The following is a 24,996-nucleotide window of genomic DNA, read 5'->3' as shown; positions in this document are numbered from 1 at the left end:
GGCGAGACAGCCTCAGCCGGCGAGGGACGGGTAGTCGATATAACCTTCGGCACCACCGCCGTAGAGCGTGGCCGGGTTCAACGGCGCCAGCGCTGCGCCGGTGTGCAGACGTTCGACAAGATCGGGGTTGCTGATGAACGGGCGGCCGAAGGCCACCAGGTCGACGTTGCCTGCGCGCAACTGGGCGTTGGCCAGTTCCAGGTCGTAGCCGTTGTTGGCCAGATAGGTACGGGTGAACTTGCTGCGCAGCGCGGCATAGTCGAACGGGGCCGCGTCGCGCGGGCCGCCGGTCGCACCTTCGACCACGTGCAGGTAGACGATGCCCAGCGCATCGAGCTGCTCGGCGATGTAGTCGTAGTGCGGCTGCGGATCGCTGCCGGAAATGCCGCTTGCCGGCGACACCGGCGAGATGCGCACGCCGGTGCGATCGGCGCCGATCTGCTTGCTCACTGCAGCGACCACCTCCAGCAACAGGCGCGCGCGGTTTTCGATCGAGCCGCCGTAGGCATCGGTGCGCTGGTTGGCACCGTCCTTGATGAACTGCTCCAGCAGGTAGCCGTTGGCGCCGTGGATTTCGACGCCATCGAAGCCGGCGGCAATCGCATTGGCCGCTGCCTGGCGGAAGTCGTCGACGATGCCCGGCAGTTCGTGCAGCGCAAGCGCGCGTGGTTCGGAGACATCGGCAAAGCCGTTGTTGACGAACACCTTGGTCGCCGCGCGGATCGCCGACGGCGCAACCGGTGCAGCGCCGCCCGGCTGCAGGTCGACATGCGACACCCGGCCCACATGCCACAGCTGCACGAAAATGCGCCCGCCCTTGGCATGCACGGCGTCGGTGACCGCACGCCAGCCGGCGATCTGCTCGGGCGTGTACAGGCCGGGGGTGTCCTGATAGCCCTGGGCCTGCGGCGAGATCTGGGTGGCCTCGGTGATCAGCAGGCCGGCCGAGGCGCGTTGGGCGTAGTAGGTGGCCGCCAGTGCGCTCGGCACCAGGCCGGCGCCCGCACGGTTGCGGGTCAGCGGGGCCATCACGATGCGGTTGGCCAGGGTCAGCGCGCCCAGTGCATAGGGTTCGAACAGCGAAGGGTGGGTCATTGGGGGAGCTCGGAATCAGAGGTTGACAAAGATTACGATCAAAATCTAAAGTGTCAACACTTTGATGACGAACGACATCAAAGTAAGCTGTCGCTCTACCCAGTCCCGCACCAGCACGGAGTGTCCCAACGATGAAAGTGACCAAGGCACAGGCGCAGGCAAACCGGGCGCACGTCGTCGAGACGGCCTCGGTGCTGTTTCGCGAGCGCGGTTACGAAGGGATCGGCATCGCCGATCTGATGGCCGCTGCAGGGTTCACCCACGGCGGCTTCTACAAGCAGTTCCGCTCCAAGGCGGATCTGATGGCCGAATCGGCGGCCTGCGGGCTGGCCAACATCGCCGCGCAGACCGAGCACGTGGACAAGGCGGATTTCGTGAACTTCTATCTGTCGCGCGGACATCGCGACAGCCTTGCCACCGGCTGCACGATGGCGGCGCTGGGCGCCGATGCCGCGCGCCAGCCGGAGGAAGTGCGCGAGGCGTTCGCCGCCGGGGTCGAAAACCTGTTGGCCTCGCTCGACCGCAGCGGCGCTGCGCCCGGCACCGCCGAGGCAGCAGCGGAGCGCGCCAGCAACCTGGACATGATGGCGCACGCCATCGGCGCCATCGTGCTGTCGCGGTCGTGCCCGAACGATTCGCCACTGGCCGACGAAATCATCGCGGTGTGTCGCGACCAGATCCTGTCGTCGTTGCAGGCATCCAACTAACCGACAGGCGTGCATCCGCCACACACGTGGTCGAGCTTTCACCGGTAGGACTGCGTTTTTAGCCAAGCCATCGCTTCCCAGTCGCGGCGTGATCGTCAATCGACTGCCGCCCTGTCACTCACTGCACTCAAGGAATTCCAATGACAAGCAAACCCCCTGTTGCGCTGGTGACCGGCGCCTCCTCCGGCATCGGCGAAGCAACTGCCAACGCGCTGGCTGCCGCCGGCTATACGGTGTACGGCACCAGCCGTCGCGGCGCGCAGTCCGGGCAGCGCGCCTTCACGCTGCTGGCGCTGGATGTGACCAGCGACGAATCGGTCGACGCCGCGATCCAGGAGCTGCTGCGACGGGAAGGGCGCATCGACCTGCTGGTCAATAACGCCGGTTTCGGTGTGTCTCCCGCCGCTGCGGAGGAAAGCTCGATCGAGCAGGCCAAGGCCATCCTCGACACCAACTTCCTCGGTGTCGTGCGCATGACGCGCGCAGTGGTGCCGCACATGCGCCGCCAGGGCAGTGGCCGCATCATCAACATCGGCTCGATCATCGGGCTGGTGCCCACGCCGTATGCGGCGCTGTACGCGGCCAGCAAGCACGCGGTGGAGGGCTACTCCGAAGCGGTGGACCACGAGCTGCGCAGCTACGGAATCCGGGTCACGGTAATCGAGCCGGCCTACACCAAAACCCAGTTCGAGGCGAACACTCTCGCCCCGGATGCGCCACTGGAAAACTACCGTCAGGTCCGTACCCAGGTCGGCCAGGTGGTGGCGCAGGCAATGGCAAGCGCGGACGAGCCCTCCGTCGTCGCCGACGTGGTGGTGAAGGCGGCGCGCGCGCAGCAGCCCAATGTGCGCTACACCGCGGGCAAGATCGCCGGACAGCTGCAGTTCCTGCGGCGGTTTGCGCCGGCGGGTGTGTTCCAGGCGTTGATTCGTAAGAACCTGCAGCTCGATGCGAAGACGCCACCCGAGACCACGACGCCATCCCACGCCGGATAAGCCCGGCCGACAAACCACTGCAAATGCCGGCCCTGGCGATGAGCGCAACAGGTTTCAGCTGCGCCACGCCGGGTTGCACTGCTGCACAAACGAGCCGCAGCGACTGCAGTGTGCATGCCGTTACCAATGCGTCGGTGGTGACGCGGTCGCGCGCGGTCTTGACCCCAACAGGAGAAGGCAATGACCTTCAATGCAGTGCTCAGCGTTCAGACCAGCGAGCCGGTGGTTACCAGGCTGGTCCGGTTCAACGAAGACGCGTTTATGCCGGGCGAGGTGAGGGTTGCTGTCGAGTATTCGACCGGCAACTGCCACCACGCGATGGCGGTGGCGGTGAGCAGAGGTGGCCCGATCACTTGCCATCTTCCGCTGATTCCTGGCGTCGATCTTGCCGGTGTAGTCCAGGCATCCCGCGATGCCGGCATTGCGGTTGCAGACCGGGTGCTGACCAGCGGCCGCGGATTGCATCAGCCCCACTCTGGCGGCGACGCGCGGAAGGTGCAGGGGCGCACGGTCGTGGAGGTGAACGCATGAGCGCGCCGATCGCATCGCGCGCATTTCGCTACCTGGCCACGCTGTCCGCGTTGTCGTTCTTCGCGTTGGGCGCTGCCTGGCTGCTGGCGCCTGCGGCCATGCTGGCCAATTGGGGCGTGGCCTTCGACAGCGACGCGCTGGGCGTGCTCGGCCGACGCGCCGCACCGCTGTATGCGGCCATCGGCGTCATGCTGCTGCTGGTGCGAACGGCGCCACCGTCGCCAGGGCGCCGTGCCGTGGTTGCGGGCTTCGTCACCGCGTGCCTGTTGTTGGCAGTGCTGGGCGTGGCGGAGTGGGTGGCCGGGCATGTCAACGCCGGCATCTTCGCGGCAGTTGCGATCGAGATCGGCTTTCCGCTGGCGTTCCTGCTGGTGACGCGTGCCGGGGCCGCGTCGCGGCAAAACGACAAGGCGCGGTGATGGCAGGCATGACGGCGCCTGTGGGGTGCTGTCATGCGAGTTGGCGGACATGACACGCTGCAAGACTGGTCAACCAAGCAGTGCGAGCAGTTGGCAACTGGATGAGGATGTCGCATGGAAACCGCAGTTGCCGGGGCAGTGCACGCCGATTCCAGTCACGGCTATGTAGCTGCGCCGGCTACGCAGCCTCGCGGTCAGCCGCTCGAAGCCCGGTGCCCGCTCATTTCCTGCCCGGCATCCTTGTCGAAACGTACATGCCACCAGGTGGCGCTGAGCGAAATCAGGCTGACCACGCAGAACGCCAGCGAAAAATCGCGTTGCGCAGGCTGGGTGTGATCGCCGGCCAGCATCGCCAGCTTGAGGATCATTGCGCCGGCGCATACGCCGACCGAGAGCATCAGTTGCTGCAAGGTGGTGTACAGGCTGCTGGCGCGGCTCATGCGCGATGCGGGCACGTTTTCGTAGGCGATGGTGTTGTAGGCGGCGAACTGGAACGACATGAAGGCGCCGCAGCACAGCAGCAGGCCGAACATCAGCGCCGGCGGCCAGTCGGGCCGGAACAACGCACAGACCATGTAGCCCAGGCTGGCGAGCACACCGTTGCCGATCAGGCTGTTGCGATAGCCGAAGCGGCGCAGCAACTGCGGGGTGATGCTGCGCATCAGCAGTGCGCCGAGCGCGGTGGCCAGGATCAGGCGCCCGCTGTGCGCGGCACTCATGCCGAAGCCGATCTGGAACAGCAGCGGCAGCAGGAATGAATGCGCGCCCTGGGTGATGCGCATCAGCGCACCGCCGATCACCGACAAGCGGAACGAATCGATCCGCAGCAGGCTCAGGTCCAGCAGCGGAGCGGGGTGGTGGCGTGCATGCCCCAGATACCCCAGCGCAGCGCTGCCGCCGATGGCCAGCAGCCAGCTCGCGGTACCGATGCCGTCCTGCTGGCTGACCATTTCCAGGCCGAACAACAGGCAGCCCAACGCGGTGCCGCACAGCACAAAACCGCGCAGGTCGAAACGTGCGGGTGTGGTGTCGGTGGGAATTTCCGGGATGAAACGGCGTACCAGCAAAAAGCCGGCAATGCCGATCGGCACGTTGATGTAGAAGATCCAGCGCCAGTCCAGATACGAGACGAAAAAGCCGCCCAGCGGCGGGCCCAGCATCGGGCCGATGAAGGCCGGCACCAGCGTCCAGGCCATGGCCGACACCAGGTGACGGCGCTCCACCGTGCGCAGCAGGATCAGCCGGCCGAGCGGGGCCATCATCGCGCCGCCGGCGCCTTGCAGTACGCGCGCGGCGACCATGGTGGGCAGGCTGTCGGCCAGCGAACACAGGATCGAGCCGCCGACGAACACCCAGATCGATGCGCCGAACACGCGGCGCAGGCCGAAGCGGTCGGCGATCGCGCCGCTGGCCGGGATCAGCACCGCCAGCGCCAGCAGGTAGCTGGTCATGGCGATGCTCATCGCCGGCGCGGCAACGCCGAAATCGCGCGCCAGGGTCGGCAGCGCGGTCGCCAGCACGGTGGCGTCCATCTGCTCCATGAAGATGGCGCAGGCCAGGATCAGCGAGATGATGCGGTAATCGGGATAACGCGGCGGCGTGACGCCGGCCTCGGACACGCTGGAGGACATCGGACTCTCGGTTGCGGGGCCGCATCGGTGGCGCGCAGATGGCGATCGGACCGGCCCGCGTCGCACGGTGTTGTGCGGCGCAACATGGCTATTGTCCGCCCGTGCGAAGCGGTGTTCAAGCACGCGCCAGGCAACACTGCGTACGCATCACAGGGCCGATAACACCACCAGCCCACCTGAGAGAGCCGTACGCCCCGAAAGACGGGCGCGAATGCCTTGTGCCAACTCACCCGATCGGCCCAGAAACTGATCAGCCCGTCCCGCGCTCCCCGCTCTTCGATTCCCGATTCCCCAATCCCCAATCCCAATCCCCAATCCCGATTCCCGATTCCCGGCTCTTCAGGTCCCCGGCGCCGCGCTATCCCAGGCATCCATGATCTGCAGGACCTGCGGCAACGCCTCGCGAAATTGCTGCACCAGGCGCGGTTCCAGTTGCTTGCCTGCCATGCTGTCGAGCTTGCGCATCGCATCGTCCACCGTCCACGGCGCCTTGTAGGCGCGCCGCCCGCACAGCGCGTCGAACACGTCGGCCACCGCCACGATGCGCGCCGATTCGGGAATGGCCTCGCCGGCCAGGCCGTTGGGATAGCCGCTGCCGTCCCAGCATTCGTGGTGATGCAGCGCGATTTCCGCAGCCAGCTGAAACACCGGCCCGCGCCCGTGCCGCAGCAGGTCGTGGCCGACCTGCGGGTGCTGGCGCACCACGGTGCGTTCGTGTTCGTCCAATGCACCGGGCTTGTGCAGGATGTTGCCGGGCACCGCGATCTTGCCGGCGTCGTGCAGGGGCGCGGCATCCTGCAGCAGCTGCGCCCGTTGCGCAGGCCAGCCGACCTGCTCGGCCAGCACCTGCGCATAGGCGGCCATGCGCCAGATATGCGCGCCGGTGTCGGCATCCTGACCTTGCCCGGCGGTACCGAGCAGATGGATCGCATCGCGATAGTGCTGCGCCAGGCGCGCGCTTTCGGCCAGCTTCAACTGGGTGGCGATGCGCGCCTTGAGCAGGGCGGGCGAGTAGGGCTTGCTGACGTAATCGGCCGCGCCCGCTTCCAGTCCGGTACGTTCGTCGTGCTCGCTGCTGCGCGAGGTCACGAACAGGATCGGGATGGCCGTGCTGGCGGGCTGCTGCTTGAGCGTGCGCGCCACCGCATAGCCGTCCATGTCGGGCAGCTCGACATCCAGCAGGATCAACGCCGGCGTGTGGCGGAGCACCGCCTCCAGCGCTTCGCCGCCGGACTTGGCGAACACCAGCGGAAAATCGTCGCGCAGCAGCTGGCGCAGGGTGGCCAGGTTGCTGGATTCATCGTCGACACACAGCAGGGGACGATGCGGCATGGAGGCTCCTTGCCACCGGCGTGGTGAGCGGTCAGCGCAGGTGAGTGGCTTGCCAGTCGCGCAAGGTGGCCTCGGCGCGACGGAAGTCGAAATCTTCCACCGCACGCTGCAGTGCTTCCTGCAGGTTGCGCGGCAGATGCGGCGCGCAGATCAGCAGCGCGTGGTCGATCCTGTCGGCATCGTCGCTGCCCAGGGCCGCTTCCAGGATCTGCACGCTGTCCGCGTCCAGCGCGGCATCGTCATCGCCTGCTTCCGCGTCGCTGTCGCCGTGTTGCAGGAAGGCATGGATCGCCGCGGCGGTACGCTGCATGGTGTCCTTGAGTGCGAGCAGTGCCGAGGTGATGTCGTGTCCCTGCTCGATGCGGGTTTCCAGGTCGCTGGCGGCACCGGCCAGGGCTGGCAATGCCAGCGACCCGGCCGCGCCGCGCAGCTTGTGCGCCAGCGCACCGATCGCCGGCAGCTCGTTGCGGCGCAGATGTTCGGCTGCGGCCTCGGCCGGCTCGGGGTTGTCGCGCAGCAGTTTGAGCAGATAGCGCTCGTACGGTTCGCGCTCGCGCCACAGGCTGCGTGCACGCGCCGCATCCAGCACCTCCGGGTCGGCGTGTTCCCACTCGGGGCCGCCCTGCACAGCGGCCTCGTGCGGCAGCGACGGGATGCGCCGTACACCCGGCTGCAGGAAGTGGCGGATGGCGGTGACCAGTTCCTCCACATTGAACGGCTTGGCGATGAAACCGTTCATGCCCGCTTCCAGCGCTTTCTCCTGTTGCGGGCGAAAGGCGCCGGCAGTCAGCGCGATCACCGGCAGGCTGGCCAGCGCGGGGATCTGCCGCAGCCGCCGCGTGGCTTCATAGCCATCGACCACCGGCATCTGCACGTCCATCAACACCAGCTGGAACAGCTCCGGCGCACGCCGCAGCGTGTTGATGGCCTGTTCGCCGTCGTGGGCGACCGTGACCATGGCGCCTTCGCCTTCAAGAATGCGCTGCGCCACTTCGCAGTTGATTTCGCTGTCGTCCACCAGCAGCAGATGCGCGCCTTCCAGCCGACGCGCCACGAAGGTGGGCGCCACCGGCCGCGCGCCGGGGCGTTCGTGGACCAGTTGCTCCACCAGCCGGTGCAGCGCCGCGCTGGTCACCGGCTTGGTCATCACCGCATCCAGGTCCTGTTGCTCGGGATGCTGCTCCAGCAGCCGGCGCTCGTAGGCGGTGACCATGACGATCACCGGATGCGGGCCGGGCACGGCGCGTGCGCGGATCTGCCGCGCGATCGCCACGCCGTCGATATCGGGCATGCGCCAGTCGAGCAGGAAGATGTCGTAGGGCTCGCTGGCCTGCTCGATCGCCTGCAGGGCGGCCTGGCCGCTGGCGACCGCATCCACGCGCCAGCCGAGTTCGCTGGCGATGCGCACCAGGTTGTTGAGCGCCGCATCGTGGTCGTCGGCGATCAACACCCGTGGCATCGCTTCCGGCGGCAGCGCCGGCAGGTCGCGCTGCGCCAGCGGCGGGGCGGATTTTTCCAGCGTCACCACGAAGTAGAACTCGCTGCCGCGGCCGGGCACGCTTTCCACTTCCAGCTCGCCGCCCATCAATTCGATCAGGCGCCGGCTGATGGTCAGGCCCAGGCCGCTGCCGCCGTAGCGCCGGCTGGTGGAGGTGTCGGCCTGCAGGAACGGCGAGAAGATCAGGCTCTGCTTTTCCTTGGAAATGCCGATGCCGGTGTCGCGCACCGAGAACAGCAGCTTGAGCTTGTTCGGATCGCCGCTGGGAAAGCGCCGTACCGACAGCACCACTTCGCCCTGCTCGGTGAACTTGATCGCGTTGCCGACCAGGTTGACCAGCACCTGGTTGATGCGCAGCGCATCGCCGAGCAACCAGCGGCAGTCGCGCGGCAGCGGTTCGACGATCATTTCCACCGGTTTGGTGCTGAGCGAGGAACGCATCAGGTCGGCGATGTTGTCGAACAGTTGATTGAGGTCGAACGGTGCGCGTTCCAGATCGATGCGCCCGGCCTCGATCTTGGAGAAGTCCAGGATGTCGTTGATGATCTCCAGCAGCGAGCGCGCGGAGCGGTCGATCTTGGTCACCATGTCCTGCGCGGCACCGGGCAGTTCGCTGCGCTGGAGCAGGTACAGCATGCCCAGGATCGCGTTCATCGGGGTGCGGATCTCGTGGCTCATGTTGGCCAGGAAATCGGACTTGGACTGGTTGGCGCTCTTGGCCGCATCCATCGCCAGGCGCAGTTGTTTCTCGTGCAGTTTCTGCTCGGTCAGGTCCACCGCCATGCCCAGGTAACCGATCACCTGGTCGTTATCGTCGCGCAGGGTGCTCAGGGTCAGCAGCACCGGCAGGCGGCGGCCTTCGTGGCTGACGTAGGTCCATTCGCTGGTGTCGCTGCGGCCCAGGCTGGTCAGCGCGGCGATTGCCTCCAGCGTATGCGCCACCGGGGCGCCGGTCTGCTCGGACAGCAGGTGCGCGCGCTCCTGCAGTTCCTCCTGCTCGATGAACTGGCCGGCCTTGCGGCGGCCGATCACCTCGTCGGCGTTGTAGCCCAGCAGTTTTTCCGCGGCGCGATTGAACAGCGTGACAAAGCCGCCGGAGTCGGTGGCGATGATGGCAAAGCCGGCGTGTGCCAGGATCGCCCGGTGCAGCGCGGAGAACTTCATCAATTCGCTGGTGCGTTCGGCGACCTGGTGTTCGAGCGATGCATTCAGGTCGACGATGCGCTGATGCGAACGCACCCGCTCGGAGATGTCGCGGAAGAAATGCGAGTGCCCGCTCAGGGTGGCATCGCGTTCGATGATCGGGGCCTTGCTGGCCAGCACATGGACCAGATGCCCATCGCGATGGCGCATGCTCAGCGCCGCCGAGGTATCGACCGAATGGTGCTCGTCGGCGTGCTCGATGTCGGGGATCGCATATGGCTGCGGCGACAGCAGCATCGTCAGGTTCTGGCCGATCGCCTCGTCCGCGCTGTAGCCGAACATCGCTTCGGCAGCGGGATTCCAGTGGGTGATGTGTCCGTCCGGGGTTTCGGCAACGATGGCCTCGCTGGAGTGGCTGACCAGTGCCGCCAGCTCCATCTGTTTGCGCAGCACTTCCTCGCGCCGCAGGCCGTTGCTGAAATACAGCACCAGCAATGCCGCCAGCAGCACCGACACGCCCAGCACCAGACCGCCGGTCAGCCATGGCGAGGTCTGGTTGAGCGAGGCCAGGAAGCTGGCGGTGGGGTGGGCGGTGATGATCCAGGTGCGGCCGTAGATCTGCAGCTGCTGGATCACCGGCGGGCGACGCGCGCTGTCGCTGGACGGCGTGCCGCTGCGAAAGAAGTTGTGAGTGGGCTCGTTGCGGTCTGACAGATCCAGCGCCACGTCGTCACGCTCGCCCAGGGTGCTTTCCACCATCTGTTCGACGCTGAAGGGCGCGTAGACCCAGCCGCTGGTCGCGGCCATGCGCTGTTGCGGCGTCTGCAGCGGCATGCCCTCGCGATAGACCGCCAGCAGCACCAAGAATCCGCTCTCGCTGGGAATGCGATAACCGGACAGCGAGATCGGCGAGGTCATGATCGGCACGCCGCTGCGTGCGGCCTGCAGTGCCGCCGCGCGTCGACGCGGATCGGAGGCGATGTCCAGACCGATCGGACGGTTGCCCGAGGACTCCGGTTCGAAATACAGCACGATGTAACGCTCGCCGTCCCAGGGCGCCAGCGGCCGGCGCTTGATGTCCGGTGCACCGTCCGCGCGTGCGGCCTGCAGGAAGGCCTCTTCGTCGGCGGGCGCGACGCGATGGATGTAGCCGTAACCCAGTACGCCGGGGAACTCGCGCGTGTAATCGCGCGAGCGGCTGTACAAGGTGAAGCGGTCGCGACTGATGACATCCTTGCCGGCGCCGATCAAGGCACCGCGTGCGCCGCGCAACCCGTGTTCGAAGGTATACATGCGCTCGCTGATGTTGCGTGTCAGCGTGCGCACGACATAGTTGAAACGCTGCTCGCGCTCGAGCTCGTTATGTCGCTGTAGCGACAGGCCGGCGAGAATGGCGGCAATCAGACCTGTGGCGAGAATCAGCAGGGCACCGATCGATGCGCGGCGCCCGTATTTTCTGCGCAGATCCCAGCGGCCATTCGGCATTTCTGTTCCTTTGCCTTGCCTGTTGCGTGCCCGGTGTGCTGGCCGACGGCGAGGTCGGTCTCGTGGTGGCGCCTGACGATCATCAGAACCCGTGCAAACTCCCCGGCGTCCGCACGTGCTTCCGGTGGGCGATCAACGTCATTGCCAATGCATCAGAACGCCAGCCAGATCGATAATGCGTGAAGGGCAAGCCCGATCAGTCCGCCCACCAACGTTCCATTGAACCGAATGTATTGCAGATCGCGTCCGACACCCAATTCCAATTGTTCGACGAGGTGACGTTCGTCCCAACTTTTCATCGTCGACGCGATATGGTCGGTCACCGATGCGCGCAGACGCGTGGTGAGTTTGTCGGCGGCCTGCAACATGTGCTGGTTGAGGGCTTCGCGCAGCGAGGGATCCTGCGACAAGGCCTGGCCGAGCGATTGCATGGAGCGCTCCATGTGCGCGGCCATCGACGATTCTTCACGCGCCAGGTCGTTGCGCAGTGCATCGCGGATCTCGCCCCACAGGCCTTGCACGTAGTCCTGCAAGGCCGGATGTTCGATCACGCGTTGCTTGAGCTCCTCCACGCGCTCGGCCATTGCCGGCTCGTCGCGCAGGCGCGCGATGTAGCGTTGCAGCCACGCTTCGTAGTCGAGCCTGATCGGGTGCTCGGGGGTCTTCAGGATGTCCTGCAACTCCTCGATCGCCGCCCGCGCCATGCGGTCGGCCAGGCTGTCGCCGATCTCCTCGATCGGCTTGACCCAGTTCACCGTGCCGACCAGCTTGGGCCACTCGCGCCGCGCGTAGCGCACGATCAAGGCCGAGGCGCGCGTCTTGACCTGCTCCTGATCCAGCCACTCGCCCAGGCGCAGCAGCACCTCGTCCAGCAATTTCTGATGCCGGCCATCGGTGGTGAGCAGTGCCATCACATCGCCGACGGTGGCGGCGGCATTCCATTTGCGCAGACGGTCGACCACGAAGCGCTGGATCGCGCGGCGCACCGCGGCCTCGTCCAGCAGTTCCAGCGCCTGCAGCATCCAGCTGCGCGCCATCTGCGCGAGCATGCGCGCCTGTTCGGGTTTGGCCAGCCATTCGCCGAGGCGGCTCGCCGGGTCGAACACGCGCAGTTTGTCCATCAACGCCTCGGGGGCGAGGAACTGGTCGCGCACGAATACCGCCAGGCCGTCGGCCAGACGGTCCTTGCCGCGCGGCAGGATGGCGGTGTGCGGAATCGGCAGGCCCATCGGCCGCCGGAACAAGGCCACTACCGCGAACCAGTCGGCCAGTGCGCCGACCGTGGCCGCTTCGCAGAAGGCCGAGACCCAGGCCCAGACGCCTTGTTCGCCCATCAGGTGGCTGACGACGAAGCCGGCGAACATGGCCAGCAGCAGGGCCACCGCCAACAGCTTCATGCGCTGCAGCTGGGCACGACGGGGATCGACGGGGCGGGGAGTGCTAACGCTTGGTTCCATCTGCGCAGTGTACCCAGTCGCCGGAGCACGGCATGTCCACAGCCGGGCGTGACGGCGCGGTAGGAGCGCGCCTGAGCGCGACGGCGTTACCGGGAACGCCATGTCGCGCCCGGGTGCGCTCCTACGGGTGTTTGCGGCGATCGCGGTAGCAGCTGACCGGTTCTGTAGGAGCGCGCCTGAGCGCGATGGGGTTACCGGGAAGGCCATGTCGCGCCCGGGTGCGCTCCTACGGGTGGTTGTAGCGATCGCGGTAGTAGCCGATCGGTCCTGTAGGAGCGCGCCTGAGCGCGATGGGGTTCCCGGGAAAGCCGCGTCGCGCCCGGGTGCGCTCCTACGAGTGGTTGCAGCGATCGCGGTAGTAGCCGATCGGTCCTGTAGGAGCGCGCCTGAGCGCGACAGCGTTACCGGGAAAGCCGCGTCGCACCCGGGTGCGCTCCTACGGTGATGCACCGTCCGGCACTTAGCCGCGCAGGCGCTCCAGCTGCGATTGCAGCGCGGTCACCTTGGCCTGCAGCGCGGCGTTTTCGTTTTCCAGTTCGCTGACGCGGCGTTGCAGGGCTTTCATGTCGCGGCGTTCGGCTTCGCCGCCTTCGGCCTCGTCGGGCTTGGGTTTGCGCTTGGCGTCGCGTACGCGCTTGGCAGCCTGTTTGAGCTCGGCCTTGCCGGCCTGCGCGGCGGCGCGTTGCTCGTCCTCGGACAAGGTGGCCACGGCAGCGGCGGCGCTGATCGAAATCTCGCCGGCCTTGACCGCCTGCACCACTTCCGGGGCGGCCTGCTTGTGGATGCGTTCGATCATCACCACCTGGTTGTTGCTCAGGCGGGCCTCGCGCGCCAGTTCGGCGCGGCTGACCGGGGTGGAGGTCTCTTCCCACGGCGGGCTGTCGTTGTCCGTGGCCGCCGGCATGGCGTCGTGGTCGACGCCGGTGGCCGGCTGCTCAACGTCGGCCACCGCCGGCGCTTCGGCAGCGGCGTCGGCGTCGCGCTGGCTGCGCTGGCGCGCGGCCAGGATCTCGCGCTTGCGCAGCGCCAGCACGCCGCGCTGGAAGTCCGATACGCTGCGCCGGCCCAGGTGCTGCTCGATCATCCACAGCTGCACGTCCTGCATCGACTGGAAGCGCGGGTTCTGTACGGTCTGGAACGGCAGGTCGTGCTTCTGGCAGATGCCGTAGCGGTTGTGGCCATCCACCAGCACATCGCCCCACAGCACCAGCGCATCGCGGCAGCCTTCGGCCAGCAGGCTGCGCTCCAGCGCCTCGTGCTCGTCGGGCGTCAGCGGGTCGATGTAGGCCTTGAGTTCTTCTTTGACAACGATGTTCATGCGGCAACTGCGGGGGAAGTGCGGGCCCGGCATTGTAGTGAGCCTGCCCCGGCTTTGCGCGCTTGACCGCGCCGCGTGCCGGCGTTACACGCGGGCGCCTGTGCCTTGGTCGTCAGGCAGTGCTGAGCAGGATATTCCCCAGCGTTTCGATCATCTGCCCGATCTGCTCGGGGGTGACGATCAGTGGTGGTGACAGCGCGATGACATCGCCGGTGACGCGCACCAGCAGGCCGCCGTCGTGGAAGCAACGCTCGAACACCTCGTAGCCGCGTGCGCCCGGCGCGCCGTCACGTGGCGCCAACTCGATCGCGCCGATCAGGCCGATGTTGCGGATGTCGATGACGTGCGGCAGCCCGCGCAGGCTGTGCAGTGCGTCTTCCCATTGCGGGCCCAGCGTGATCGCGCGGTCGAACAGGTGTTCTTCGGCGTAAGTGTCCAGCGCGGCGATGGCCGCGGCGCAGGCCAGCGGATGGCCGGAATAGGTGTAGCCGTGGAAGAGCTCGATCGCGTTCTGCGGCCCCTGCATGAAGGCCGCGTGGATCGCATCGGCCACCAGGACCGCGCCCATCGGCACGCTACCGCTGGTCAGCCCCTTGGCGGCGGTGATCAGGTCCGGCGTGACGCCGAAGCGTTGCGCCGCGAACGCCTCGCCGACCCGTCCGAAGCCGGTGATGACCTCGTCGAACACCAGCACGATGCCGTGGCGGTCGCAGATGGCGCGCAGCCGCTGCAGATAGCCTTCCGGCGGCAGGATCACCCCGGCCGAGCCGGATACCGGCTCGACGAAGACCGCCGCAATGGTGGAGGCATCGTGCAGGGTGATCAGGCGTTCCAGATCGTCGGCCAGTTCGGCGCCGTGCGCCGGCAGCCCGCGCGCGTAGGCATTGCGTTGCAGATCCAGCGTATGCCGCAGATGGTCGGTGCCGGCCAGCAGGGGGCCGAACCATTTGCGGTTGTTGGGTAGCCCGCCGATCGACATGCCGCCGAAGCCGACCCCGTGATAGGCCTTCTCGCGCCCGATGAAGCGGGTGCGCTGGCCCTCGCCGCGCAGGCGGTGGTAGGCCAGCACGATCTTCATCGCACTATCGACCGCCTCCGAGCCCGAGTTGGTGAAGAACACATGGCCCAGGCCGGGCGGTGCGATCGCGGCCAGCCGCTGTGCCAGCACGAACGGCAGCGGTGAACCCATCTGGAAGGTCGGGGCGAAATCCAGCGTGCCGGCCTGCTCACGGATCGCCGCCACGATGCGCTCGCGGGCGTGGCCGGCATTGCAGCACCACAGCCCGGCGGTGCCGTCCAGGATCTGGCGGCCGTCGACATCGCGGTAGTACATGCCGGCAGCGGAGGCCAGCAGGCGCGGGCGCGCCTTGAACTGGCGGTTGGCGGTGAACGGCATCCAGAACGCGTCCAGGTGCGCCGGTGCCGGCAGCGCGTGCGCGCCATCGCGCAGAGGGTGGTCGTGCATGGCGGACTCCGTCGCTGGAAAGCGTCCGACTGTACGGCCACCGCGCCTCGGCCGTCACCCCGGCCGAGCGCGACGGCGAGCACGATTTGCGGACCCGCATGCGCCGATCCGCATGGACTAGTCAATTAGTCGCAACGTCGGCCGCTATGCTTTGGGAACGCCTTGTGGCGCAGGGCATGACGGGTTTTTGACTGGCTGCGGGGCGTGCCGGAGCATTGCAAAGATTCAACGATCGCCGATGATGCGCCAGACGAGTGCCAGTTGGGCCTGGTAGTCGCCGCTGCCCTTATCGCAACACGTCAATCGATCGCAGCCATCAATCGTTTTCGGAACCACTGACACCGCCTGCATGCAGCCATCCTGTCGGGCGCTCCGGACACACTTCATCGCACTTTTTTAGGGGAACGGGAATGACACAAGGGTCCACCGTGGCGAGCGCCAACGGCGCAGACGCCGGCCTGCTGTCCAAGGAGCGCATCGTTGCGCGTCCGGGCTTCAATCGTTGGTTGGTACCGCCGGCGGCATTGGCGATCCACCTGTGTATCGGCATGGCCTATGGCTTCAGCGTGTTCTGGTTGCCGCTGTCCAAGGCGCTGGGCATCACCGAGGCGATCGCGTGCCCGGCCGACATGGGCCTGTTCGCGCGCATGGTCGCCACCACCTGCGACTGGAAGATCAGCGAGCTGCAGTGGATGTACACGCTGTTCTTCGTGCTGCTGGGCTGCTCGGCGGCGATCTGGGGCGGCTGGCTGGAACGTGCCGGCCCGCGCAAGGCCGGTGTGGTCTCGGCGCTGTGCTGGTGCGGTGGCCTGGTGATTTCGGCAGCCGGCATCCACTTCCATCAGATCTGGATGCTGTGGCTGGGCTCGGGCGTGATCGGCGGCATTGGTCTGGGCCTGGGCTACATCTCGCCGGTGTCGACGCTGATCAAGTGGTTCCCGGACCGCCGCGGCATGGCGACCGGCATGGCGATCATGGGCTTCGGTGGCGGCGCGATGATCGGCAGCCCGCTGGCCGATGCGCTGATGCGTCACTTCGCCACGCCGACCTCGGTGGGCGTACTGGAAACCTTCCTGGTGATGGCGGCGCTGTACTTCGTCTTCATGATGGCCGGCGCGTTCGGCTACCGCGTGCCGCCGAGCGGCTGGACCCCCGCCGGCTGGACCGCGCCGGTGGCCAGCAACAACGCCATGATCACTGCCAACCACGTGCACGTGAGCAAGGTCTGGGGCATCCCGCAGTTCTGGCTGCTGTGGGGCGTGCTGTGCCTGAACGTGTCAGCCGGCATCGGCGTGATCGGCATGTCCTCGCCGATGCTGCAGGAAGTGTTCGGCGGCCGGTTGATCGGGGTGGACGTCGGCTTCGGCAGCCTGGACACGGCGCAGCTGGCCAGCATCGCGGCCATCGCGGCCGGCTTCACCGGCCTGCTCAGCCTGTTCAACATCGGCGGGCGCTTCTTCTGGGCCAGCATGTCCGACAAGCTCGGCCGCAAGAACACCTACACGCTGTTCTTCGTGCTGGGCATCTGCCTGTACGCGGCTGCGCCGTCGGCCGGCGGTGTGGGCGGCATCGCGCTGTTTGCGGGCATCTTCTGCATCATCCTGTCGATGTACGGCGGCGGCTTCGCCACCATCCCGGCATATCTGGCCGACCTGTTCGGCACCCAGATGGTCGGTGCCATCCACGGCCGCCTGCTGACCGCCTGGGCCACCGCCGGCATCCTCGGTCCGGTGGTGGTCGGCTACATGCGCGAGTACCAGCTGGCCCACGGCAGCCCGCCGTCACAGGTCTACAACACCACCATGTACATCCTCGCCGGCATGTTGGTGCTCGGTCTGATCTGCAACCTGTTGGTGCGCCCGGTGGCCGCGCGTCATTTCATGACGCCGGAAGAACTGGCGCGCGAGAAGCAGCTGGCGCACGAGAAGGTGGACCGCAGCGGCAAGGCGGTGCTGCCGCCGGAGCAGATGGCGCGCATCGGGCATGGCGGCAACCCCGCCCTGGTCGCGCTGGCCTGGCTGGCGGTGGGCGTGCCGATGTCTTGGGGCATCTGGGTCACGCTGCAGAAAGCCTTCGTGCTGTTTCATTGAGATGAGATGACACTTCCGTCTTCCCGTTCCGTGCGCGCCGGCAGTGTGGTGCGCACGGTTGTCCGCCACCGCGGCGGCCGTAACGCCACGGTGCAGGACATGGTGGCGGCCGAAATGCCGGTCGCCTTCCACTACAACGGCGTGCCGTTCGCGGTGATGATGGCCACGCCGGAAGACCTGGAAGATTTTGCATTCGGGTTCTCGCTGAGCGAAGGCATCGTCGACCAGCCGCAGGATCTGCGGGTGGTGGCGGTGGAGACGTTTCTGGAAGGCGCCTCGCTGCAGATCGAGATCCCGCCCGAACGTGCCGCTGCGCTGGACCGGCGACGGCGCAATCTGGATGGCCGCAGCGGTTGCGGGGTGTGCGGCAACGAATCGATCGAGGCGGTGCTGCGTGTGCCGCCGCTGCTGCAATCGGCGTTGCAGATCGATGCGCAGGCCTTGGCGCGTGCGCTGGAAGCGCTGCACGTGCAGCAGCCGATCGCCGCACAGACCGGCGCGGTGCATGCCGCCGGTTGGGCCGATGTGCACGGTGTGGTGCGCTACGTGCGCGAAGACGTCGGCCGGCATAACGCGCTCGACAAGTTGATCGGTGCGCTGGCGCGGGAGCGCGTCGATGCATCGCAAGGGTTTGCGGTGGTCACCAGCCGCGCCAGTTACGAAATGGCCATGAAAGCCGCGCAGGCCCGGATCCCGCTGCTGGCAGCGATTTCGGCACCGACCGCGCTGGCGATCAGCCTGGCCGACAGTGCGGGACTGACCCTGATCGGGTTTGCCCGCGATCACGATTGTGTCGTTTACAGCCATCCGCAGCGCCTGAATCTGGGCGTTGGCGTGGGAGAGCCCGCATGAGCAAGAAGACCATCCAGCAATACGACAATCCCGCCGGCGGCTGGGGCGCATTGCGCTCGGTTGCCAAGCACCTGATGGAACAGGACATCGCGGTGCAGGGCGCCAAGACGCTGCTGCACGCCAACCAGCCGGACGGTTTCGACTGCCCCGGCTGCGCCTGGCCCGACCGCGATCACACCTCCACCTTCGAGTTCTGCGAGAACGGCGCCAAGGCCGTTGCGGCCGAGTCCACGGCGCGCCGCGCCGGGCCGGAGCTGTTCGCCTCGCACAGCGTCAGCCTGCTGTCGCAGTACAGCGACTACTGGCTGGAAGGGCAGGGCCGGCTGACCCAGCCGATGCGTTACGACGCGGCCACCGACCACTACGTGCCGGTGAGCTGGGACGAGGCCTTCGCGCAGATCGCCGGGCACCTCAACGGACTGGCATCGCCGGACGAGGCGATCTTCTACACCTCCGGGCGCACCAGCAACGAAGCGGCCTTCCTGTATCAGTTGTTCGTGCGCGAGTTCGGCACCAACAATTTCCCCGACTGCTCCAACATGTGCCACGAGCCCTCCGGCACCGCGCTGCGTTCGCAGATCGGCGTGGGCAAGGGCACGGTGTCGCTGCATGATTTCGAACTGGCCGATGCGATCTTCATCTTCGGGCAGAATCCGGGCACCAATCACCCGCGCATGCTCGGCGAGTTGCGTCAGGCCTCCAAGCGCGGCGCGGCGATTGCGGCATTCAATCCGCTGCGCGAGCGCGGGCTGGAGAAGTTCGCCGACCCGCAGGACAAGCTGGAGATGCTGCACAACGGCTCCACCCGCATCGCCTCGGATTATTTCCAGCTCAAGATCGGCGGCGATCTGGCCGCGGTCAAGGGCATCATCAAGCATGTGCTGGAGCGCGACGCACAGGCCCAGCGCGACGGCACGCCACGCCTGCTGGATCTGGAATTCATCGAGGCCCACACCGCAAACTTCGACGCCTTCGCTGCCGAGGTGCATGGCGAATCCTGGGACACCATTGTCGAAGAGTCCGGGCTGGACGAAGCGGCGCTGCGCAAGGCCGGCGAACTCTATCTCAATGCCGAGCGCGTGATCGCCTGCTGGGGCATGGGCATCACCCAGCACAAGCATTCGGTGGCCACCATCCACATGATCACCAACCTGCTGTTGCTGCGCGGCCATCTGGGCCGGCCGGGCGCGGGCGTGTGCCCGGTGCGCGGACACAGCAACGTGCAGGGCGACCGCACGATGATGATCTACGAAAAACCGCCGGCCGCGTTTCTGGACAAGTTGCAAACGCTGTTCGGGTTCGCGCCGCCGCGAGAAGACGGTTTCGACACTGTCGGTGCGATCGAGGCGATGCTGGACGGGCGCGGCAAGGTGTTCTTCGCGATGGGCGGCAATTTTGCCGCCGCCACGCCGGATACCGACGCCACGCATCGTGCGCTGCGCAATTGCGAATTGACCGTGCATGTCACCACCAAGCTCAATCGCAGCCACCTGGTGCACGGGCGCGATGCGCTGATCCTGCCATGCCTGGGCCGTACCGAAATCGACATCCAGGACGCTGGCTCGCAAGGCGTGACGGTGGAAGATTCGATGAGCATGGTGCACCTGTCGGCCGGCATCAATCCGCCGGCCTCGTCGGAGCTGTTGTCCGAGCCGGCGATCGTGGCGCGGCTGGCCGAGGCGACGCTGGGTACGCGCAGCGCGATCCGCTGGCGTTGGCTGGTGGGCGACTACGACCGCATTCGCGACCTGATTGCCCAGGTGTTCCCCGATTTTGCCGACTTCAACCAGCGCGTGCGGGTGCCGGGCGGCTTCCGCCTGTCCAACACCGCGCGCGATCGCCAGTGGGTGACGCCCGAGAAGCGCGCGGTGTTCAAACCGCACGCGGTGCCGACCGACAACCCGATCCATCGCGCACGCCGCAGCCACACCGAGCAGATGGTGTTTACGCTGGCCACCACGCGCTCGCACGATCAATACAACACCACCATCTACGGGCTGGATGATCGCTACCGTGGCGTGTTCGGCGAGCGCCGCGTGCTCTTCATCAATGGCGCGGATATCGCGGCGTTGAACATGAAGGCCGGCGACTGGGTGGACCTGGAGAGCCTGTGCGAGGACGGTGTGCACCGCGAGGCGCGTCGCTTCCTGCTGGTGGACTACAACATTCCGCGCGGCTGCCTGGCGGCGTACTACCCGGAAACCAACGCGCTGGTGCCGCTGTCCAGCTTCGCCGACGAAGCGCGCACGCCCACCTCCAAGTCGATTCCGGTGATCGTGCTGCCGCACCGCGCCGAAACCGCCGATGCGGCGCCACGCGACATCGGAGCGGTGCTTGTCCGCTGATCCGCAGCTCACCGCGCTGCTGCTTGCCGCGTTGGCCGACACGCCCGAGGGCGTGTCGCTGGCGCGCCTGTGCAAGCAACTGGGCGTGCGCATGAGCGTGCTGCTGCGCACCCTGGCGTGGCTGGGCAGTGCCAGCCTGGATGGTCAACCCGGTCCAGGCTGGATCCAGCTGGAAGACCGCGGCGAGCGCCAATTTGCAGTGCTGACGGATCTCGGGCTGGCAGCGCATGCGCAACGTGCAATGACGCAAACGCAGCCGTGCGACTGAGTAACTTGCTGGTTCTTCCCGGCTGAGGAGAGCAGGAGACTGAAGCCTCTTCACTTGTACGGGAAGCTCGATCAGACGCAACCTGATCCGAACAACGCAGGCTACGCTTTGCTTGCAACCAAACACACCGACCATCTTGACTGGTCCTTGTCCGCTCACCGTCGCGGGACCTTACGCGGCATGGATGCCGCGTAAGAGCCTACATGGACGTACTTGCGGCGTGTCCTGCGATGGTGGGCGGGCAAGGGCCCCGCAGCAAAGTCGCAGACCCGACGCTCTGCAAGCGATCTATCAGCACTATCCGACCACTCCAAGACCCACCGAGCTCTTCAATCGTGGCGCCGTTATGGATGCAGTCTAAGACTTGGGTCAAAAGCCTGGTTGATCGAGCGCGCGGTGCCCTCACCGCTTGCGGGACACGCCGTGAATCCATCCGTGGAGGCTCCTCGGCGGCATCCATGCCGCCGAGGGTCCCACAACCGGCAAGGACACCGCACCAGAGAGTTGGTCGGCTGCTTTCCTCAAAGCTTATTTCTCGGCTTGCGGTGGGAAGATGAGACGTTTGTAAGTCGCGTGTTGAAAGCCTGCCGGTTGCTCGGCCTGCGTCGGGAGCTGATCGGGCGCAAGGTGATACGAACAACGCGCATCACGCACTGCTCTTAACTGCGCACACCGACCATCTTGACTGGTCCTTGTCCGCTCACCGTCGCGGGCTCTTACGCGGCATGGATGCCGCGTAAGAGCCTACAAGGATGTACTTGCGGCGTGTCCTGCGATGGTGGGCGGGCAAGGGCCCTGCAACAAGGCCACAGAGCAGTCGCTCTAACAAGCATCTATCAACACTGCCCGGCGACTCCAACGCAACCGAGATTCCGAAAGACATCAGGCTGCCACTGCCCGAAAGGCAGGCAGTCACGGCTGTAACCTTTCGTGAGCAGGTTGGTCTGCGCAAACCGTTGCTGCAATCTGCCAGAATCGGCTGACTTGTCTTGTCTGGATGCCGATCAACGATGACTGCTGCTGCGCCGCTTGCTGCTCCCATCAATTCGCCCGCGCGCGTGCTGTTCGCCAGTCTGATCGGCACCACCATCGAGTTCTTCGATTTCTATATCTACGCCACCGCTGCGGTGCTGGTGTTCCCGACGCTGTTTTTTCCGGCGGGCGATGGCAGTGCGGCGATGCTGCAGTCGCTGGCGACGTTTGCGGTGGCCTTTATCGCGCGGCCGGTGGGCTCTGCAGTGTTCGGCCATTTCGGCGACCGGATCGGGCGCAAGGCCACGTTGGTGGCGGCGCTGCTGACGATGGGCCTGTCCACCGTGGCGATCGGCTTGCTGCCCAGTTACGCGCAGATCGGCGTGTTCGCACCTGCGTTGCTGGCGCTGTGCCGCTTTGGCCAGGGTCTGGGCCTGGGGGGCGAGTGGGGCGGGGCCGTGCTGCTTGCCACCGAAAATGCACCGCCCGGCAAGCGCGTGTGGTACGGCATGTTTCCGCAGCTGGGTGCGCCGCTGGGCTTTCTGCTGTCCACTGGCACCTTTCTCGGCATGGGCGCGGTGCTCGACGATGCGCAGTTCATGCAATGGGGCTGGCGGGTGCCGTTTCTGGCCAGCGCATTGCTGGTGCTGACCGGCCTGTGGGTGCGCCTGAGCATCACCGAGACGCCGGACTTCCAGAAGGCCCTGGACCGCAAGACGCGCGTGCGCCTGCCGCTGGGGACGGTGATCTCGCAGCACTGGCCGGCGCTGATCATCGGCACGCTGGGCGCATTCGCCACCTTCGTGCTGTTCTATCTGATGACCGTGTTCGCGCTGGGCTACGGGACCAAGACCCTGGGCTACGACAAGGAGCAATTCCTGCTGTTGCAGATGGCCGGGATCGTGTTTTTCGCGATCGGCATCCCGCTGTCGGCCAGGTTCGGCGACCGGCATGGCGCGCCGCTGGCGATGATGCTGGCCAGTGTGGCGATCATCGCGTTCGGGTTGGCGTTCGCGCCGCTGTTCCAGGCCAATCACCCGTTGCAGGTGCTCGCGTTCCTTGCACTGGGGTTCTTCTTCATGGGCCTGACCTACGGCCCCTGCGGCACGCTGCTGGCCGAGCTGTATCCCACCGAGGTGCGCTACACCGGAGCCTCGCTGTCGTTCAACCTGGCCAGCATCCTGGGGGCGGCACCGGCGCCGTACGTGGCCACGCAACTGGCCGCACGCTATGGCGTGCAGGCGGTCGGGCAGTATCTGGGCGCCGCGGCGGTGTTGAGCCTGCTGGCGTTGATCGTGGCCCGCAGATCGCGTCGCCCGGTTGGCGTTTGAAGGCGTACGCGAGTCGGCGTCATCGTTGAGGTGGATTGCGCCCAGGTGCAGAGTGGTCGCTAGCGGAACAGCCGCTTGAGTGTGCGTCCCAGCCAGTTGCCGTGCTGGTGGCTGCGCGCGAACTGGTCCAGATGTGCGATCACCTGCGGCGCATAGGCCTGGTCGTCGCCGCGGATATGGTTGAACAACCAGCGCGAGAGCATGCTGCGGAGTTCGTCGCAGACGTCTTCGCCGGCCTGGAACCGCAGCCGGTACTCGCCGACACGTTTGCCGAAGACCTCGTGCACGCGCTTGTGCGCCAGGCTGAAGGGGTAGCCGGCTTCCTCCATCAGTTCTTCCTCGAAGGCAAAATGCGACAGCGTGTAGTCGATCAATTCGTCGATCACCTCGGCCACTGCCAGGCGTTGCAGGCTGGTTTGCGCGGCATGCAACTGATTGATCATTTCCACGATGCGCCGGTGTTGGTGATCGATGACCTCGATCCCGGTGTTGAGGTCGTCCTGCCAGACCAGCAAAGCCATCGTTCGCCCTTGTTCCATACGATGAGGGCACGATAGGCGCGCGTGATCGCCAACGCGTTGATCTGGATCAAATCCGGCTACGGCGCGCGGGCGGCGTGCGTGCTGCGGGACGATTCTATGTTGCCGGCGATACCGCCGGATCGGGCGCGCCGCCGGCCGTGCGGCGCACGAACCTGCGCCGCTCAGCTTGCCAGACGCACCTGGTTGCGGCCGCCGGCCTTGGCCAGGTACAGGTACTTGTCCGCCTCGCCCAGCAGATGGTGCAGCGACTGGCCGTCTTCGGTGGCGATGCACACTCCGATGCTCACCGTCATGCTGAGGGTCTCGTCGCCGATCCGCACGCGCAGCGCGCTGATGCGTTCACGCAGGGTTTCGAAGTAGCTGGTGGCGTTGGCGGCATCCAGCCCCGGGACCAGCAGGCAGAATTCTTCGCCGCCAAAACGCGCCACCAGATCCTGCGGCCGCGCATGACTGGAGACCGATGCGGCCACCGCGCGTAGCGCCTGGTCGCCGGCTTCGTGGCCCCAGGTGTCGTTGATGTGCTTGAAGTGGTCGATGTCCAGCATCGCCGCAGTGACCGTCTGCTCCTGCGACAGCAGGGTGGGGATCACTCGCTGGCTTTGTTCCAGGAAATAGCGCCGGTTGGGCAGGCCGGTGAGGAAGTCGCGGGTGGCCAGGTCCTGCAGCGTGCCGATCAATTCCAGCTGGTCCACGTTCTGCGACACACGGCAGAAGAACTCTTCGCGCGAGAACGGCTTGCGCAGGAAATCGTTGGCGCCGTTCTTCAGGAAACGCGGGATCAGCGATGAGTCGCTGTTGCCGGAGATGCCGATCACCGCGACCTTGTCGCGCGAACGGATCGCGCGCAGCCTGCGGGTGAATTCCACCCCTTCCATGCCGGGCATTTCCTGGTCGACGATGGTCAGGCGGATGCCGGGGTCGCGCTCGATCGCCTGCAGGCCAGCCGCACCGTCGGCCGCCAGCACCACGCGGTAGCCGTACATCGACAGCAACGCGGCCGCATAGGTCCGTGCGGACAGGGAATCGTCCACCACCAGCGCGGCGATGCGGCGATTGCGTTCCAGGCGTTGCACCAGCCAGGCCAGATATTCGATGCTGCCGGGCGCGTTCTTGAGCACGTAATCGATGATCTGCTGCTGCAGCACACGCTGGCGCAGATCCTCGTCATAGACGCCGCTGACCACCACCGTGGGCAGCTTGCGCGAGAGGAAGAATTCCACGACCTTGTCGCGGTCGCCGTCCACCAATACCAGGCCGGTCAGGACCAGAAACCAGCCGTCTTCTTCGTCCAGTACACGGGCGGCTTCCGCCAGCGTCGACACGACCGTGACCGGCAGCTCCACGCGTTGCTCGATGGCCTCGCGCAGCATGCTGGTGAAAGTGCGCGAGTTCTCCACCAGCAACACGCGTTGCGGCAGGACTGCGCTTTCACTATTGCGATGTAGGGTACCTGGGGACATCGGCTGGCCGTGCGGATCGAACCGTCATACCAGCTAACGGCCCTGCTCGCCAAAACTTGA

At 66.4% G+C, this 24,996-nt stretch carries 18 protein-coding genes; 9 read left to right on the top strand and 9 right to left on the bottom strand.

Going from position 1 to position 24,996, the window contains the following annotated elements:
• Positions 1 to 12: 12 nt before the first annotated feature.
• Positions 13 to 1,095 carry an alkene reductase gene (locus GGR73_RS06955; RefSeq protein WP_184456173.1) on the bottom strand — a complete coding sequence of 361 codons (1,083 nt, stop codon included), beginning with the start codon at positions 1,093 to 1,095 and terminating at the stop codon, positions 13 to 15.
• A gap of 131 nt (positions 1,096 to 1,226) precedes the next feature.
• Here GGR73_RS06955 and GGR73_RS06950 point away from each other — a divergent pair, with 131 nt between their 5' ends.
• From GGR73_RS06950 to GGR73_RS06935, 4 genes are all read left to right on the top strand, one after another.
• Positions 1,227 to 1,802 (top strand): TetR/AcrR family transcriptional regulator, encoded by a 576-nt coding sequence (locus tag GGR73_RS06950; protein WP_016904436.1) that lies wholly within the window; start codon positions 1,227 to 1,229, stop codon positions 1,800 to 1,802.
• Between the two features lie 140 nt (positions 1,803 to 1,942).
• Positions 1,943 to 2,797, top strand: coding sequence for an oxidoreductase (locus tag GGR73_RS06945; protein ID WP_184456171.1), 855 nt, complete (start codon positions 1,943 to 1,945; stop codon positions 2,795 to 2,797).
• Positions 2,798 to 2,977: 180 nt separating this feature from the next.
• Positions 2,978 to 3,328 carry a hypothetical protein gene (locus tag GGR73_RS06940; protein WP_184456169.1) on the top strand — a complete coding sequence of 117 codons (351 nt, stop codon included), beginning with the start codon at positions 2,978 to 2,980 and terminating at the stop codon, positions 3,326 to 3,328.
• Positions 3,325 to 3,747: a hypothetical protein gene (locus GGR73_RS06935; RefSeq protein WP_184456167.1), complete on the top strand. Its 423-nt coding sequence runs from the start codon at positions 3,325 to 3,327 to the stop codon at positions 3,745 to 3,747. Before GGR73_RS06940 ends, GGR73_RS06935 begins: the two co-directional genes overlap by 4 nt.
• Positions 3,748 to 3,941: 194 nt before the next feature.
• On the opposite strand, the gene GGR73_RS06930 is transcribed toward GGR73_RS06935, so the two are convergent.
• The 6 genes from GGR73_RS06930 to GGR73_RS06905 all read right to left on the bottom strand — a co-directional run bounded on the left by GGR73_RS06930 (position 3,942) and on the right by GGR73_RS06905 (position 15,076).
• Positions 3,942 to 5,378 (bottom strand): DHA2 family efflux MFS transporter permease subunit, encoded by a 1,437-nt coding sequence (locus GGR73_RS06930; protein WP_184456165.1) that lies wholly within the window; start codon positions 5,376 to 5,378, stop codon positions 3,942 to 3,944.
• A 339-nt stretch (positions 5,379 to 5,717) separates the two neighbouring features.
• Positions 5,718 to 6,710 carry an HD-GYP domain-containing protein gene (locus tag GGR73_RS06925; RefSeq protein WP_046343123.1) on the bottom strand — a complete coding sequence of 331 codons (993 nt, stop codon included), beginning with the start codon at positions 6,708 to 6,710 and terminating at the stop codon, positions 5,718 to 5,720.
• A gap of 31 nt (positions 6,711 to 6,741) precedes the next feature.
• A complete protein-coding gene (locus tag GGR73_RS06920; protein ID WP_184456163.1) occupies positions 6,742 to 10,836 on the bottom strand; it encodes a CHASE domain-containing protein in 4,095 nt (1,364 codons plus the stop codon).
• 152 nt (positions 10,837 to 10,988) lie between these two features.
• Complete coding sequence (locus GGR73_RS06915; protein ID WP_024940197.1) at positions 10,989 to 12,293, bottom strand: DUF445 domain-containing protein; 1,305 nt, start codon at positions 12,291 to 12,293, stop codon at positions 10,989 to 10,991.
• 460 nt (positions 12,294 to 12,753) lie between these two features.
• Entirely contained in the window at positions 12,754 to 13,611 is an 858-nt protein-coding gene (locus GGR73_RS06910; RefSeq protein ID WP_104628159.1) for a plasmid replication/partition related protein, read from the bottom strand.
• A gap of 112 nt (positions 13,612 to 13,723) precedes the next feature.
• Positions 13,724 to 15,076, bottom strand: a complete 1,353-nt coding sequence (locus GGR73_RS06905; protein WP_184456161.1) for an aspartate aminotransferase family protein — start codon at positions 15,074 to 15,076, stop codon at positions 13,724 to 13,726.
• A 410-nt stretch (positions 15,077 to 15,486) separates the two neighbouring features.
• On the opposite strand from GGR73_RS06905, the gene GGR73_RS06900 reads away from it, so the two are divergent.
• The 5 genes from GGR73_RS06900 (at position 15,487) to GGR73_RS06880 (ending at position 22,934) form a co-directional block, all read left to right on the top strand.
• A complete protein-coding gene (locus tag GGR73_RS06900) occupies positions 15,487 to 17,166 on the top strand; it encodes an OFA family MFS transporter (RefSeq protein WP_047125188.1) in 1,680 nt (559 codons plus the stop codon).
• Positions 17,167 to 17,172: 6 nt separating this feature from the next.
• The gene (gene fdhD, locus GGR73_RS06895; RefSeq protein ID WP_184456159.1) at positions 17,173 to 18,018 is read left to right on the top strand and encodes a formate dehydrogenase accessory sulfurtransferase FdhD; all 846 of its coding nucleotides are present in this window, start codon (positions 17,173 to 17,175) and stop codon (positions 18,016 to 18,018) included.
• Complete coding sequence (locus GGR73_RS06890) at positions 18,015 to 20,363, top strand: FdhF/YdeP family oxidoreductase (protein ID WP_184456156.1); 2,349 nt, start codon at positions 18,015 to 18,017, stop codon at positions 20,361 to 20,363. The genes fdhD and GGR73_RS06890 overlap by 4 nt, the downstream gene beginning before the upstream one ends.
• Positions 20,353 to 20,631: a hypothetical protein gene (locus GGR73_RS06885; RefSeq protein ID WP_184378383.1), complete on the top strand. Its 279-nt coding sequence runs from the start codon at positions 20,353 to 20,355 to the stop codon at positions 20,629 to 20,631. The genes GGR73_RS06890 and GGR73_RS06885 overlap by 11 nt, the downstream gene beginning before the upstream one ends.
• 1,010 nt (positions 20,632 to 21,641) lie before the next feature.
• Positions 21,642 to 22,934 carry an MFS transporter gene (locus tag GGR73_RS06880; protein WP_184456154.1) on the top strand — a complete coding sequence of 431 codons (1,293 nt, stop codon included), beginning with the start codon at positions 21,642 to 21,644 and terminating at the stop codon, positions 22,932 to 22,934.
• A gap of 59 nt (positions 22,935 to 22,993) precedes the next feature.
• On the opposite strand, the gene GGR73_RS06875 is transcribed toward GGR73_RS06880, so the two are convergent.
• Positions 22,994 to 23,455, bottom strand: coding sequence for a bacteriohemerythrin (locus GGR73_RS06875; protein WP_054592757.1), 462 nt, complete (start codon positions 23,453 to 23,455; stop codon positions 22,994 to 22,996).
• Positions 23,456 to 23,637: 182 nt separating this feature from the next.
• On the bottom strand, positions 23,638 to 24,936 hold the full coding sequence (locus GGR73_RS06870) for a diguanylate cyclase (RefSeq protein ID WP_039512053.1): 1,299 nt from the start codon (positions 24,934 to 24,936) through the stop codon (positions 23,638 to 23,640).
• Positions 24,937 to 24,996: the final 60 nt, after the last annotated feature.

It is taken from the genome of Xanthomonas sp. F14 (assembly GCF_014199865.1).
The sequence above is the reverse complement of the archived record's forward strand: the minus strand, read 5'-3'. Positions and strand labels throughout refer to the sequence as shown.